Raw genomic sequence first — 14,268 nt, forward strand, 5'->3', positions numbered from 1 at the left:
TTATATATGAATTTAAACCAAAAACTACTATCTGTAATTTATACTCAACCCCATCCACTGTTATTCGCTACCCTCAGTGGAGCGCATTTGTATGGTTTCCCTTCACCAGATTCTGATTATGATTTGCGTGGTAGTCACATTCTGCCAGTACAGAAAGTTATAGGACTAGAGCCGGGACCGGAAACGATTGAAGTTTCGGAAATTCGGGATTCCATAGAACTGGATCTAGTCACTCACGATATCAAAAAGTTCTTTGAGATGCTGCTGAAAAAGAATGGTTATGTCTTAGAGCAGCTGTACTCACCCCTAGTGATTCATACTACACCGGAGCATGAGGAATTAAAAGCGATCGCAAAACAATGCATTACTTGCTACCATGCCCATCACTATCTAGGATTTTCCCGAACTCAATGGAAACTGTTTCAAAAGATGAGTCCATGTCGGGTCAAACCTTTGCTTTATGTCTATCGGGCGCTGTTGACTGGTATCCATTTAATGAAAACTGGCGAAATAGAAGCTAACTTGGTTAAGCTCAATCAGGTGTTCCAGTTACCTTATATTCCAGATTTAATTGCTCGAAAGCTAGCAGGAGCAGAAAAGTCTGTATTGGAAGATACAAATATTGAATTTCATGAGGGAGAATATAGTCGTCTACAGAGTCAATTAGAGGAAGCTTCTGAGTCTAGTTGGTTACCAAAAGCACCATCAGCTAAGGATGCTTTGAATGATTTGCTCTGTAGATTGAGGATGGCAAATTTAAATTGAAATTGCTATATAGCAAAGGGAACATCGGATCTGGGAACAGGAAACAGGGAACAGGGAACAGGGAACAGGGAGTAGGGAGTAGGGAGTAGGGAGCAGGGAATAAAATTTATAGGAAACTCTATAATAACTATTCGCAATTGTGACATGAGATTAAAAGGATTAGCAATTCCTAGTGTTATGGTTGCTCTGCTTGTGCTTAGTTGTGCTAGTGAAACTCCAGCAGATAAAACCCAGCCTCGGAAGGTAGCAGGGGATTGTAGCGAACGTCAATGTCAGGAGGTTTTTGCTGACCTTGGGGATAGTTTTCCTGAATAAATAGCTGAATGGGAAAGGGAGTGTAGTGATAGCAAATATTTAAATTTAAAGGTTTTTCAGAATCAAGGACAACCCCAGCGAGTCAGTTTTTTTTGTTGGGATAAACCTATAGGAAATGGCAGTCGCACTGGTACATGGTTAGGGGTTTTGCCCTTAGTAGCCAATGATTCTACGTTTGTGAAGCCATTAGTTTGCTCTACTTCTGACCAACAGTGCCAGAAAGTATTGCCTCAATTACGAACAAAGGCTCCAGAGCTAGTCCAGAAAGCAGAATTTAAATGCGCGACTAAACAGGGGTCTCTATTTTTGAGAGTTTCTGAGCAGGAAATCGATATTATATGCGGTTTTTTCGCGACCTCTGTTTGGGATGATAATGGCGATGGTTTAGTGGATAATGAAGACCCAGTTAGTGTTGATATTTCAGTGGGTACTTTTAAACCCTAAGGTAAGCATTCAGCGGTCAGTGTTCAGTGGTCAGTGGTCAGCCGTTGGCCTTTGGCTGATAGCTGATAGCTGATAGCTGATAGCTGATAGCTGATAGCTGATAGCTGATAGCTTACGCTAATTTAGTATAATATCAAAAAATACTCCCAGCTCTTTACTACGATTCCCGATTCCCGATTCCCGATTCCCGATTCCCGATTCCCGATTCCCGATTCCCGATTCCCGATTCCCGATTCCCGATTCCCGATTCCCTATCTCCCCGAAATTGCTATAATTATCAATTATGACTGCTCTTATTCTCAACTTAGCTCCCACGATTAAACTAACAGATGAACAGTTCTTCCAACTCTGTCAGGACAATAAAGATTTACGTCTTGAGAGTACCAGCAAGGGAGAACTAATTATCATGGCACCAACGGGATGGAAAAGCGGAAACCGGAATAGCCGACTGACGCAACGTTTGGGTAATTGGGCTGATAGTGATGGAACCGGATTAGTGTTTGATTCTTCAACGGGCTTTACGCTTTCTAATGGTGCCAATCGTTCTCCTGATGCCTCCTGGGTAAGGGTAGAAAGATTAGAAGCACTTAATCGGGATCCTGATAAATTATTACCAATGGCTCCTGATTTTGTGGCGGAACTCCGCTCTGTTAATGACAACCTGAAGACGTTGCGGGAAAAGATGCAAGAGTACATGGACTGTGGTGTACGTCTAGGTTGGTTAATTGACCCTCAAAATCAACAGGTAGCAATTTATCGCCCTGGGCAGGATAGGGAGGTTTTGGAATCCCCGAGCAGCTTGTCAGGAGAGGATGTGTTGTCTGGATTCGTGCTAGATTTATCACAAATTTTGAGCTAATGTTGTTTGTTAAGATAAACCTTAAAATTATCTCCGGATAATTACTCTTAATAAAAATCTCTCCTATGTCCCTAAACTTCCCAAACTTCTCCTACTCCCTACTGTCTACTCCCTGCGCGGAGCCCTAATAAATGTCTATAGATGGAATTAACAACGCTAATGCCTTAATTATCGGTTCCAGTGGAGGTATTGGTCTGGCTTTTGTCAAACAATTGCTGCAAGATGAAACGTTTACCAAGATTTATGGCAGTTATCGTAACCGTGATTCTAGTTCGGAATTAATTGGGCTTAAAAGCAACTATCCTAATCGATTAGTTTGTATATCGATGGATATTACCGACGAGTTGCAAGTATCTGAAGCTGTCAAACAAATTAGTGTAGAGATAGACAAACTCCACTTAGTGATTAATTGTGTTGGATTGCTTCATGACGGCAGCTTACAACCAGAAAAAAGCCTGAAACAGATTAATTCAGAACACTTGATCCGTTACTTCCAGGTGAACAGTATTGGAGCAGTGCTGCTGGCTAAACATTTATTACCATTATTCCGTCATAGCGATCGCAGTATTTTTGCTAGCATTTCTGCCAAAATTGGCAGTATTGGTGATAACCAACTGGGAGGATGGTATGGCTATCGAGCATCGAAAGCAGCCTTAAATATGTTTATGCGAACAGTGGCAATTGAATACAGTAGAAAAAGTCCTCAAACTATCGTTGTTACCTTGCATCCTGGTACAACCAATACGCGCCTTTCTAAACCCTTTCAAAAAAATGTACCTGCTGATAAGTTATTCCCAGTAGAGCGTACTGTTACTCAACTACTGGGGGTAATCGAAAAGCTGGATAAAGGGGATAGTGGACAGTTTTTCTCCTGGGATGGAAGCGAGTTACCTTGGTAAACTACTGTAAGCTATCAGCTATGAGCTATCAGCTATGAGCTATCAGCTATGAGCTATCAGTTATCAGCTATGAGCTATCAGCTATGAGCTATCAGTTATCAGCTTTTGAATAAAACAGGTAAGGATTAGTTTAATAGTCACGAAAGTCTTTTGAATAAAACAGGTAAGGATTAGTTTAATCTGAGGAAAAAGGTTGATTTTAAGCTGACCACTGACCACTGACCGCTGACCGCTGACCGCTGACCGCACCTCAAGTAGCGCATATGCTTACATAAAAACTTAATTCAGTCTTGATAACTGACTAGTTTGAGTCGTCTTTGGCCACCTTATCTCTGGGAAAACCGGATATCAATCCGCTTTCAATCATCAAACCAATCCCGGCATTAATCACAACTAAGCTTAAGGTTCCTAACCAAAACCAAGGCTCTCCTTCAATTCTTTTAGAAACGGCTTCTCCAAATAAGCATAAACCTAAGGGAAAAAGCAGAACTCCAACTTGAGATTTGATATACCAAATTACTTTCTTGTTCATATTAGTGGGATAGTCTTTACCAAGATAATATAGTACCTTAACAGTGATAAATTTAAAAGGGGCGTATTTACTAACTGTTTAGCAACTGTTGTTAAAAAAACGCGAAATTGTAACGGGCAAGATGCCCATTCCACATTGTGCTACACGGCCAAGATGCCCATTCTACATTGTGCTAAACGGGCAAGATGCCCATTCCACATTGTGCTACGCACAGGCTACGGGAACGCATCTGATAATAGCAGATAGATGGTACACTAACCTGATAACTGAACACCATTATTAAAACCCGTGGCCAATTCCCCAGGATCTCCAGAGTCCCAATCCGAAACCCCTAAACTGGCTCGCACTCCCCTCTTTGACCAGGTGGTAGCACAAAATGCCCGCTTGACAGCTTTTGCGGGTTGGGAAATGCCAGTACAATTTAGCGGATTGAAAAAAGAACATGCTGCAGTACGAACTGCTGTCGGAATTTTCGACATCTCCCATATGGGTAAGTTTGCTTTTAATGGTAAGCAACTACGGGAGCAATTGCAGTCTCTAGTGCCTTCGGATTTAACCCGCTTGCAACCGGGTCAAGCTCAATACACGGTGTTGTTAAATCCGAATGGTGGAATCATTGATGACATTATCTTCTACTACCAAGGTGAGGAGGAGTCTGGGGAGCAGCGGGGGATGATGATTGTTAATGGAGCAACCTGCACCAAAGACAAAGACTGGTTGTTAGCTCACCTGGATGCTGACTCAGTTACCTTACAAGACCTCTCAACATCAAAAGTCTTGATTGCAGTACAGGGACCATTGGCAATATCACATCTTCAGCCATTTGTCAAAGAAGCCTTAGCACCAGTCAAAGCATTTGGACATCTAGAGGCAACGGTGTTGGGGAAACCGGCATTTATTGCTAGAACCGGTTACACAGGGGAAGACGGATTTGAGCTGATGCTAGACCCAGATGTCGGCATAGAGCTGTGGCACAAACTTTTAGAGTCTGGTGTCACTCCCTGTGGTTTAGGTGCCAGAGATACCTTGCGCCTAGAAGCGGCTATGGCACTCTACGGACAAGATATTGATGATACCACGACACCCTTAGAAGCTGGGTTAGGTTGGCTAGTGCATCTTGATAGCAAAGGAGACTTCATCGGACGCTCGGTGCTAGAGCAACAAAAAGCAACGGGGATCGAGCGCAAGCTAGTTGGGATCCAGATGCAAGGAAGGCAGATTGCTCGCCATGGTTACCCAGTCCTAGCTGATGGTGAGGTGGTAGGAGTTGTTACTAGTGGTACATTAGCACCAACCTTAGGAAATGCGATCGCACTAGCCTATGTTCCCAGAAAGTTGGGCAAAGTTGGACAGCAGCTGGAAGTAGAAATCCGGGGTAAATCCTATCCCGCCGTTGTGGTCAAAAAGCCTTTTTATCGCTCTCAAAATCGTCCATCGGCAAAGTAAAGCTATCCATCCCTGACAGATAACTTTAAAGTTTAAACTTTTAACTTTAAACTTTAAACTTTCGATAAATTTAAAATCGAAACTAACAATTAACAAATGACTAATGCCTAATATATTTCTGCACAACTTCCCAACCAGTAAGGGAAACCCAGGTAAATCCCACTAGCAAAGCAATGTTAGTAGCAACGTGAACAGCCCTTGCTAAGGGTTCTTGAGGGCTAATTTGGGTAGCACTAAAGGCTGAGAGTAATACCAGTGCTACCACAGACCATCCAGCTATTAAGTGGGCTGAATGGCCTAGATGACCGTAATGGCCGATGGTACCTACTAAACCAATCCCCAGCAGAACCAAGACTAGAGCGACCATGATCCAACCAATGATGTAGTGCAGAGGGCGTAACCAAGTCGGTCGTGGACGTCCAGAGTGACGTTGAGAAAACACAATGCTGCCGGTGATTGCCAGGAGTACATAGGCAAAGAGGGATAAACCCATAGACCAAGCAGCAATTTTCCAGAGCCAGAGAAAAGAAGGCAGATTCACAGGGTGATGGAGTGATGGGGTGATGGGGTGATGGGGTGATGGAACAGAATCTCAAGATCTGTTCTTGTTCACTTTTGAATTACCCTTGCTATGGTTACAGACCAAGTGACAAGTTACAAGTCTAGCACTATAGCCTATTTAGCTTGAACTCTCAACCTACCTGACAAGGGACGCCTGGGCAAGAACAACCTTCAACCTTCAACCTTCAACCAAACAACCTTCAACCTTCAACCAAACAACCTTCAACCTTCAACCAAACAACCTTCAACCAAACAACCTTCAACCAATGAAAAAGGGGTTGCTCCTGTTGTAAGCAACCCCAACGTATAGAGATAGTAACTAGACCGCGCTAACCAGGGTAGGCAATTTTTCAGTGAACACTCTTTGACTATCAACTGTTTCTGGATGTGGCTTGATATCGGCAGGTTGGGCTGATTCGGCGGAAACAGGATAGCCATAAGCATTACCACTTTGGCTAACCAATAAGCGGTCACAAGGGATAGTATCTGAGAGAATGGCACTTGCCATCATCCCTGTATGTATTTCTAGAAGAGCCTGTGGCGGTGCTTCAAAAACTAAGCGCTGCCCTGGGAAAACAACTCTTTCAAAGTACCAGTTAGGTATATTCGTTATTCTAGCAATCTGGATCTGGCTAGTGGCGTTCACATAGCAGCACAGAACGGAATCTTGGCTATCTGAAGGAATAGGATCAAAAATTTGTGTCATATCTATTAATTCTCTAAAGGTTAATTTATTACAAACACCAAGGTAGCATTTATGATCCCGGCGAGCTGTAAACATGGCTACTAATTATTGAAGTCTACCTCAGCCTATCACCGACAAAACCGCGTCAGTATGCTAATTATTGGTATTATTTAGGATTATTTGCTTTTTTTAGCGATATTCAGTATAAATCAGGTCTAATGCTCATTCTATAAAGCCTATTATAGTACTTTACTCTATTAGATGACTTGATGCTGATTTTTGATCCCTATAGACAAAACTACCATAAGGTTGAGGTAAATCCCTAATTTTGGTAAAGTTAAGATATGTAAAAACCAATTTCATAATTGTTGCCCACCCTTGGTAGCTTCTGCCCGCCGTAGTCTCAAAGTAGAGAAAATGGCGGTAGATAAATCTGTCTATAACTCTGGGTATAGATCTGGCTTGAAATCTTGAGCTTAATTGGCCTTTTGGCCTTTCGGCCACGCTACGCGAACGGCCACGCTACGCGAACGGCCACGCTACGCGATGGGCTTTGCCCGCGCCAAAGGCGATCGGAATTGGTCAAGAATAACCCAAACTAACCTTACTGATAAAAAAAACTTATAATAACAAAAAAACATTACTATAAACAGTTACCAATGGAACAGAAAATACTATATGTTCGCCTTCCGTGTAATCCAATCTTTCCGATCGGGGTGGTTTATTTAGCTGACCATGTTCATAAACAGTTCCCGGGTGTAGAACAGCGCATTTTTGACTTGGGAACTGTACCTCCTCTAGACTTTGCCAGCGCCTTGGATACTGAGATAGACCAATTTAAACCAACCCTGTTGGTATTTTCCTGGCGCGACATTCAAATTTATGCTCCAGTGGGTGGTAGGGGTGGTAACCCGCTCCAAAATGCCTTTGAGTTTTACTATGCTCGCAATCCCTTGGTGAAATTACGGGGAGCGTTGGGGGGTCTGCGTTTAGCGGCGTCTTACTATGGCGAACTGTGGGGGAACTTGGGGTTAATCAAACAAGGACTCAAACGGGCTAAACGATATAACCCAGACGCTCGCTTGATTGTGGGGGGTGGAGCAGTTAGTGTATTCTATGAGCAGTTGGAAAATAAACTGCCAACTGGAACCATCGTTTCCGTTGGAGAAGGGGAAACCTTACTCACGAAAATTCTCCTGGGTCAGAACTTCGATGATCAGCGCTGTTATGTGGTAGGGGAAGCTAAACCACGCGATCGCATGATCCATGAGTCTCCCACTCCCATTGAAAAAATTGCTTGCAACTACGACTATATTCAAAGCATCTGGCCCAGCTTTGATTATTACTTCCAACAGAACGACTTTTACATTGGAGTTCAAACCAAGCGTGGGTGTCCCCATAACTGCTGCTACTGTATCTATACCGTTGTAGAAGGCAAACAGGTAAGGATTAACCCGGCAGATGAAGTGGTCGCAGAAATGCGCCAACTCTATGACCGAGGCATCCGCAAGTTCTGGTTCACTGATGCCCAGTTCATTCCTGCCAAAAAATTCATTGGTGATGCCGTTGAACTGTTGCAGAAAATCCTTGATGCTGGAATGAGCGACATTAACTGGGCAGCATACATTCGGGCAGACAATCTCACCCCAGAATTATGCGACCTGATGGTAAAAACCGGGATGAATTACTTTGAAATCGGGATTACCAGTGGTTCTCAGGAACTGGTGCGGAAAATGCGCATGGGCTATAACCTACGCACCGTACTGCAAAACTGTCGTGATTTAAAAGCAGCGGGCTTCAATGACCTAGTTTCCGTCAACTATTCTTTCAATGTAATCGATGAAACCTTTGACACCATTCGCCAGACTATTGCCTATCACCGGGAACTAGAGCAAATATTTGGTAGGGATAAAGTCGAACCAGCCATTTTCTTCATTGGTCTACAACCCCATACCCATTTAGAACAGTACGCCTTTGACAAAACTATGCTCAATCGGGACTATGATCCCATGAGTCTGATGCCCTGGACAGCTAAGAAACTCCTATGGAATCCCGAACCCCTAGGGTCTTTCTTTGGTGAAGTTTGTCTGGAAGCTTGGCGGCAAAATTCCAATGATTTTGGCCGTGAAGTGATGAAAATCCTTGAAGAAAGACTAGGAGTCGCTCCATTAGAAGCAGCCCTCACTGCCCCAATAGTAGCAAATAAACGCCAAGAAAAACAACTGGTCAGTTTAAGTAAATAGAAAGGTGAAATGGCAAAATTTAATTAACAAAATTTAATTAACAATTTTTTAGTAACCATGCGCTCAGGTTCGATATTACAAAAACTAGAACAAGCCCATCGCGGCACCAAAAAACCTTTAAGCTTTGGAGTTTATTACAAAAATACCTTAGTATCGCTGTGCCATGCCCTAGAAGACTTTATCCTAGAGTCCGACAGTGCTCCACTAATGATTACGGCCTTCCAGCGGGGCCAATGGTATCTTGAGGAAGCTGAACGCTACGGCGATATAGCGGTAAAATCATCTCAGGTGGTAATCCTAGCAGCACCAGATACTGGCTTTGCTGAACATCCCACCAGCCAGCGGTCGAATGTTGCCCTAGTTAGTTTAGATTCCTCCGATCCTGTAGCTCAAGAGTGGCACTTGATTATTATTTCCGAGACATACACAGCAATGGTGTTATGTCAAGAATTATCTGAGTCGGATTATGGCACTCAAGGACTGCCAGAGCAAGACCGAGAGCGCAAATTCTACGGATTCTGGACATTTGAGCCAGACTTGGTCAGGGAGACAGTGGAGTTTGCGATCGCTCACATTGGTAACTATAACCCAGACTTGCAAGCCAGCTTAACTGCACAACTTCAACAGATTATCGAAAGCACCAAGCCACGAGACTATATTGGGGCAGTGGTGAATCGGGTCGTGAACTATCTTCAGAAGGGTCAACAAGAGTTACCTTCCCATACCTCCCCTAGCCATGTTCAGGTGTTAGACGATAACCTGGTTTCTAATGAAATGCAGGCTTTCTTGCGTATGGCCCAGCTAATTGACCAAGCGGATGCTGTCAATCCCAATGCTGGCGCTGAGGTAAAAACCTTGTGTGAGACTATCGGGCAGTTGCTGGATTTACCAGCATGGCAACTGAAACGTTTAAGTCTGGCAGCACTCTTGCACCGTCTATCCCCCTTGCAGGGGGTTAACATAGAACTACCCCCTAAGTCAGCTGCTCAGAAAGACGTAATCGAGAAGCAGGAATCTCTTCCGAGGGGATCGGTGTTACGGATTATGCCTCGATTACAGGCTGTCGCTAACATTATTACCCATCAAACCGAATCCTGGGATGGTTCAGGACAACCGGATGGCTTAGCTTACGATAATATTCCCTTGGAATCGAGGATTTTGAGGCTGATGGCCTATTTTCAGCAGCAACTCAATACCCATGAATCTGAGGAGGATGCTCTGTCTATTGCCCTAAGAAGCTGTCAGGCATTGTCAGGGGAAGCGTTTGACCCTAAACTGGTGGAAACCCTGGGACTGATAGTGATGGGAATGCAGCAGGGTATGAGTTTGCAGGCTAATCAGCCTAAAATTGCTTCAGGAATGTGGTTGCTTGATTCCTTATCTGAGGAAAGAGTAACGGTTGAAGGATGAAGGAAGAAAAGTTGAAGGTTATATGGTTGAAGGTTGAAGGTTGTTCGCGTAGCGTGGCCTTTTGGCCAAGGTTGAAGGTTGAAGGTTGAAGGTTGAAGGTTGTTCGCGTAGCGTGGCCTTTTGGCCAAGGTTGAGGGTTGAAGGTTATTGGGTTGAAGGTTATTGGGTTGTTCGCGTAGCGTGGCCTTTTGGCCAAGGTTGTTCTTGCCCAGGGGTCCGGTGTAGGGTAGGGTGAAGGATGAACAGTTGAACGCGTAGCGTGGCCTTTTGGCCAAGGTTATCTGGTTGATGGAAATTGAAGCAATTCGGGCGGGGAAAGTAAAGCAACTGCCAGGAGCAGATTTGGAAGATGAGGATCTTTCCGGTAGCCAATTGGAAAAAATTAATCTTGCTGGTGCAACACTTGTGGGGGTAAATTTCTCTGGCTCTAATTTGAATGGTGCTCGTCTCGATGGTGCTAACTTAATTGGTGCCAAACTCGAATCTGCTGACTTGCGGGGGAATTTGCTAGGAGCTAATTTGATGCAGGCGGATTTGAGTGGTGCGGACTTGCGGGGTGGTAATCTCCGAGGCGCTAATTTGATGGGGGCTAAGTTGAGTCAGGCTTCCTTTACCGGTGCTTTTTTAAGTGGTGCCAATTTGATGGGGGTGAATTTGCAAGGGGTAGATTTGCGAGGGGCAGATTTGCGAGGAGCTAATCTTAATAGTGCCAATTTGAAGGGAGCCGATTTGTCTCAGGCAGATTTACAAGGGGCAACCTTAAGTGAAGCAAATCTGGAAGAGGCCGATCTCCGTGGAGCTAATCTATCTGGTAGTAATCTCAGTGGGGCGAATTTGCTTTGTGCTGAGATGGATGGGGCTTCTTTGAGTGGTGTTAATTTGGATCGAGCTTGTTTAGTGGGAACCTGTGTGCCTGAGAAATAATTGGCAATAGTGGGTAATCGATTGGGGTCTTTCGTGAATGGCAAGGGGGGACATGATTTCTAAATTTCCTTGATAGTAGGTCAGCCGCACTTGTCGCTTTTCCCCAATTTCCTCAAGAATTGTTTCAAAGTCTTGCCATTTAAGGTTATCTATAGTAATGACACTACCGGGTGTGAGTTGGATAGCTTTGATGGGTATATTGACACTCACCGCCCTGGAAGGACGGGGATTCTTGCTTCCACGGGGTGACTTGTTTAACCAGGCCGGAGCCAGGAAAAATAGAGGTCTCCTCTCCACAAGCGTATTTGGTCTTTGACCTAGGTTTCGGTGTGCCCCACCGTACCTTTATGTTTATCTATTTAACTAGATACTTTTTTATCTAAATTCTTCATAGACATTTAAGTCGTTAGACCCAATTACGCAATATGTACGCTCTACATATTTTTTACGTTGCCTACTTATGTTTAGATAGTATCTAGCTGGTACAAAAGTCTATTGCTTATAATTTTAGAATAGCACATCTAGTGTAAACTTTCAATACGAAGTCTAAAAGAAAAGCCGTCCTATAAGGACGGGGCTTTAAACCCAATAATTTTGGTAACGGTCATGGTTTTTGCTCAACTTTACCAATGCTAACCAGTCGGTAAGTTTAATCCTAGAACAAATTAGTTTAGTAGGGTACGTTATTAATTCACCCTAGTGGCGTGGCATACCTTAAATGTTGCTTTAGAAAAATACCATAATCTACTTTTAACAAGGGTTTAGCAGAAAAAACTATTGCACTATTTTAGCTGTGCCACGCCACTAGAGGTAATGCACCCTAAAGGTAGTGTTACTGCGTAAGTCCTGTAACCTTAGCCAAAAGGCCACGGGTGCGCGTTCAACCCTATAACCTTGGCCTTTGGCCACGCGTTCACATTCAACCTTCAATCTTCAACCAAATAACCTTCAACTAAATAGGGCTTGCTGAATAAGTCTACAAAGCGACTTTAGAGGCTACACAGCTTGAGAAATCTGAGTTTCACCCCTTGGTTTCCCAAGAAAACCCAGGGATTTCCGACAAAAGTACCAGGTTTTTGAGCGACAAGATGCCTATTCCTTGCACTTGTTTTGGGAAAAAAGGCTTGAAAGCCTTGTCGGGTATGCCTTCTGCATTCATGCAGCCAGCCCTAAATAACCTTGGCCAAAAGGCCAGGCTAGGCGAACACCCTTCAGCAGTCAACAAAAAATCTATTCCACAGTCACCGACTTCGCCAAATTCCTGGGCTGATCCACATCCAACCCTCGCCTTGCCGCAATGTGATAGGCTAACAACTGCAACGGAATCACTGCCAGAATTGGTGAAAGCAACTCCTCGACTTCTGGTACAGGTAACAAATCATCAAAGATATCCATCGCCTCTTTGCCATTGCTCGGTGTCACCCCAATCAACCGAGCATCCCGAGCCTTAGCTTCCTGAGCATTAGAAATTACCTTCTCATAGACAGCACCAGGCATTGCGATCGCAACCACAGGCACCTTAGCATCCAGCAGAGCAATCGGACCATGCTTCATTTCCCCAGCTGGGTAGCCTTCAGCATGAATATAGCTAATTTCCTTAAGTTTCAGCGCCCCTTCTAAAGCAATCGGAAAATTAATCCCGCGTCCTACAAAGATAAAGTCTTGGGTTTCCGCAAACTCATGGGCTAATTCTTCAATATACTTTTCTTGACTTTCCAGCACTTGCTCAATCTGAGTAGGCAATTGCCGTAAGTCTGCCATAATTGCTTGAATTTTTTCAGGGGCGAGAGTATTACGTCGGTAAGCTAACTCTAGCGCTAGACAATAAAAGGCCACTAACTGGGTCACAAAGGTTTTAGTGGCCGCCACCCCAATTTCAATACCTGCCTGGGTATCAATCACATCAGGCACCAACTGAGCCAAAGAACTTTCTGGTCGATTCGTAATTCCCAGGAGTCGGGGCTGATAGAGAGGGTCTAATCCACTGCGACGGTGTTTTTCCATCTCCAGTGCTGCTAAGGTATCAGCAGTTTCCCCAGACTGAGTTACCCCAATGGTTAGGGTATTCTTAGTTAACGGACCTGGTGCATAACGAAACTCAGATGCATACTGCACCATGGTGGGAATTCCTGCCAACTGCTCCAACAAATATTTACCCACCAAACTAGCGTGCCAACTGGTCCCACACGCCAGAATCTGAATCTGTTCTACATCCCCGTACAGTGACTCTGGTATGCCTAACTGAACTGGGGAATTAGCCAGGTCTGCCTCTGCCTCTGCCTCTGTAGGATTAGCATGCCAATGACTATTGAGATACCGCTCGAAACAGTTGCGCACTACCCCTGGTTGCTCATAAATTTCCTTAAGCATAAAGTGTCGGAATCCTTGCTTTTCCACTTGAAAGGGATTCCAACTGAGGGTACGGGGGAACTTATTCAAGCGACGACCCTCAAAGTCGTAAACTTCTGCCCCTAGGGGAGTTAACCGTGCGATTTCCCCATTGTCTAAGTTCAATACTGCCCTGGTATGGGGTAACAATGCTGGGGTATCTGAGCCAAAGAAAAATTCCCCTTGACCAAACCCAATAATCAAAGGAGCCTGTTGCCGCACTCCAATCAATTCATCAGGATAGTCAGCACAAAGGATAGCTAGGGCAAAAGCTCCCTCTAATCGATTCACTGTTTGCCGCACTGCTTCTAGGAAAGGAGAAAAGAACGAAGAGGAAGAAGCAGAATTTTGCTGTAAACACTCAGCAATTAGATGGGGAATAACTTCTGTATCGGTATCGGAGCGGAATTCATGTCCCCGCTGGATCAATTCCTCCCGCAATTCCCGGTAGTTTTCAACAATGCCATTTTGTACCACTGCCACCCGCATTGCCATGTCCATGTGGGGGTGAGCATTATACTCTTCCGGTTTACCATGGGTTGCCCAGCGCGTGTGTCCAATGCCAATCCGCGCCTGGTTTTCGATTTGTACCAGTTTTTCGCGCAAATTGTGCAATTTTCCCTTAGCACGTACACAATGAACCTCCCCTTCCCACACTGTAGCAATCCCAGCAGAATCATAGCCCCGATACTCGAGTTTCTCTAATCCTGCCATTAAAATTTCTGTAGCGATTTGCGGACCGATATAGCCGACAATTCCACACATAGTGTTGAGTTTAGTAAGTAAGCATAATACTC

General features: G+C 44.3%; 18 protein-coding genes. 10 read left to right on the plus strand and 8 right to left on the minus strand.

The window, feature by feature from the left end:
• The first annotated feature begins 6 nt into the window (after nt 1-6).
• Nucleotides 7-765: a nucleotidyltransferase domain-containing protein gene (locus F6K63_RS09930; protein WP_008181036.1), complete on the plus strand. Its 759-nt coding sequence runs from the start codon at nt 7-9 to the stop codon at nt 763-765.
• Between the two features lie 5 nt (nt 766-770).
• On the opposite strand, the gene F6K63_RS09935 is transcribed toward F6K63_RS09930, so the two are convergent.
• The gene (locus tag F6K63_RS09935; protein WP_154659706.1) at nt 771-911 is read right to left on the minus strand and encodes a hypothetical protein; all 141 of its coding nucleotides are present in this window, start codon (nt 909-911) and stop codon (nt 771-773) included.
• Between F6K63_RS09935 and F6K63_RS09940 the strand changes: the two genes are divergently transcribed.
• Together F6K63_RS09940 and F6K63_RS09945 are read left to right on the plus strand one after the other, a co-directional pair.
• Nucleotides 910-1,080, plus strand: a complete 171-nt coding sequence (locus F6K63_RS09940) for a hypothetical protein (protein ID WP_287311934.1) — start codon at nt 910-912, stop codon at nt 1,078-1,080. The genes F6K63_RS09935 and F6K63_RS09940 overlap by 2 nt on opposite strands.
• A 177-nt stretch (nt 1,081-1,257) precedes the next feature.
• Complete coding sequence (locus F6K63_RS09945; RefSeq protein WP_287311937.1) at nt 1,258-1,524, plus strand: hypothetical protein; 267 nt, start codon at nt 1,258-1,260, stop codon at nt 1,522-1,524.
• Nucleotides 1,525-1,641: 117 nt separating this feature from the next.
• On the opposite strand, the gene F6K63_RS09950 is transcribed toward F6K63_RS09945, so the two are convergent.
• Nucleotides 1,642-1,827, minus strand: coding sequence for a hypothetical protein (locus F6K63_RS09950; protein WP_287293689.1), 186 nt, complete (start codon nt 1,825-1,827; stop codon nt 1,642-1,644).
• Here F6K63_RS09950 and F6K63_RS09955 point away from each other — a divergent pair.
• Both F6K63_RS09955 and F6K63_RS09960 read left to right on the plus strand, forming a co-directional pair.
• Entirely contained in the window at nt 1,808-2,383 is a 576-nt protein-coding gene (locus F6K63_RS09955; protein WP_008181039.1) for a Uma2 family endonuclease, read from the plus strand. The genes F6K63_RS09950 and F6K63_RS09955 overlap by 20 nt on opposite strands.
• 131 nt (nt 2,384-2,514) lie before the next feature.
• A complete protein-coding gene (locus F6K63_RS09960) occupies nt 2,515-3,282 on the plus strand; it encodes an SDR family NAD(P)-dependent oxidoreductase (RefSeq protein ID WP_287311939.1) in 768 nt (255 codons plus the stop codon).
• Between the two features lie 301 nt (nt 3,283-3,583).
• Here the strand turns inward: F6K63_RS09960 and F6K63_RS09965 are convergent, their stop codons facing one another.
• A complete protein-coding gene (locus tag F6K63_RS09965) occupies nt 3,584-3,814 on the minus strand; it encodes a hypothetical protein (protein WP_008181043.1) in 231 nt (76 codons plus the stop codon).
• 288 nt (nt 3,815-4,102) lie between these two features.
• Here F6K63_RS09965 and gcvT point away from each other — a divergent pair, with 288 nt between their 5' ends.
• On the plus strand, nt 4,103-5,260 hold the full coding sequence (gene gcvT / locus F6K63_RS09970; protein ID WP_008181046.1) for a glycine cleavage system aminomethyltransferase GcvT: 1,158 nt from the start codon (nt 4,103-4,105) through the stop codon (nt 5,258-5,260).
• 100 nt (nt 5,261-5,360) lie between these two features.
• Here gcvT and F6K63_RS09975 read toward each other — a convergent pair whose 3' ends face one another.
• Together F6K63_RS09975 and F6K63_RS09980 are read right to left on the minus strand one after the other, a co-directional pair.
• Nucleotides 5,361-5,801 carry a DUF4079 domain-containing protein gene (locus F6K63_RS09975; RefSeq protein ID WP_008181048.1) on the minus strand — a complete coding sequence of 147 codons (441 nt, stop codon included), beginning with the start codon at nt 5,799-5,801 and terminating at the stop codon, nt 5,361-5,363.
• A gap of 339 nt (nt 5,802-6,140) precedes the next feature.
• Entirely contained in the window at nt 6,141-6,527 is a 387-nt protein-coding gene (locus F6K63_RS09980; RefSeq protein ID WP_044492458.1) for a DUF1830 domain-containing protein, read from the minus strand.
• A gap of 459 nt (nt 6,528-6,986) precedes the next feature.
• Between F6K63_RS09980 and F6K63_RS09985 the strand changes: the two genes are divergently transcribed.
• Genes F6K63_RS09985 through F6K63_RS09995 form a run of 3 tightly spaced genes read left to right on the plus strand, consistent with a single transcriptional unit; the run spans nt 6,987 to nt 10,159 of the window.
• Entirely contained in the window at nt 6,987-7,133 is a 147-nt protein-coding gene (locus F6K63_RS09985) for a hypothetical protein (protein ID WP_154659707.1), read from the plus strand.
• 32 nt (nt 7,134-7,165) lie between these two features.
• The gene (locus F6K63_RS09990; RefSeq protein ID WP_008181051.1) at nt 7,166-8,749 is read left to right on the plus strand and encodes a photosystem II high light acclimation radical SAM protein; all 1,584 of its coding nucleotides are present in this window, start codon (nt 7,166-7,168) and stop codon (nt 8,747-8,749) included.
• A 57-nt stretch (nt 8,750-8,806) separates the two neighbouring features.
• Nucleotides 8,807-10,159: a DICT sensory domain-containing protein gene (locus F6K63_RS09995; RefSeq protein WP_287311941.1), complete on the plus strand. Its 1,353-nt coding sequence runs from the start codon at nt 8,807-8,809 to the stop codon at nt 10,157-10,159.
• On the opposite strand, the gene F6K63_RS10000 is transcribed toward F6K63_RS09995, so the two are convergent.
• The gene (locus F6K63_RS10000) at nt 10,087-10,434 is read right to left on the minus strand and encodes a hypothetical protein (protein ID WP_287247955.1); all 348 of its coding nucleotides are present in this window, start codon (nt 10,432-10,434) and stop codon (nt 10,087-10,089) included. The two genes, F6K63_RS09995 and F6K63_RS10000, sit on opposite strands and share 73 nt — an antisense overlap.
• A 13-nt stretch (nt 10,435-10,447) precedes the next feature.
• Here F6K63_RS10000 and F6K63_RS10005 point away from each other — a divergent pair, with 13 nt between their 5' ends.
• Nucleotides 10,448-11,083, plus strand: a complete 636-nt coding sequence (locus F6K63_RS10005) for a pentapeptide repeat-containing protein (protein WP_008181057.1) — start codon at nt 10,448-10,450, stop codon at nt 11,081-11,083.
• Here the strand turns inward: F6K63_RS10005 and F6K63_RS10010 are convergent.
• Both F6K63_RS10010 and glmS read right to left on the minus strand, forming a co-directional pair.
• Nucleotides 11,054-11,380, minus strand: a complete 327-nt coding sequence (locus tag F6K63_RS10010; protein WP_207554298.1) for a hypothetical protein — start codon at nt 11,378-11,380, stop codon at nt 11,054-11,056. The two genes, F6K63_RS10005 and F6K63_RS10010, sit on opposite strands and share 30 nt — an antisense overlap.
• A 933-nt stretch (nt 11,381-12,313) precedes the next feature.
• On the minus strand, nt 12,314-14,236 hold the full coding sequence (glmS, locus tag F6K63_RS10015) for a glutamine--fructose-6-phosphate transaminase (isomerizing) (protein WP_287311943.1): 1,923 nt from the start codon (nt 14,234-14,236) through the stop codon (nt 12,314-12,316).
• Between the last annotated feature and the right edge of the window lie 32 nt (nt 14,237-14,268).

Origin of the sequence: Moorena sp. SIO1G6 (assembly GCF_010672795.1) — a bacterium.
GTDB classification, from domain to species: Bacteria; Cyanobacteriota; Cyanobacteriia; order Cyanobacteriales; family Coleofasciculaceae; genus Moorena; species Moorena producens.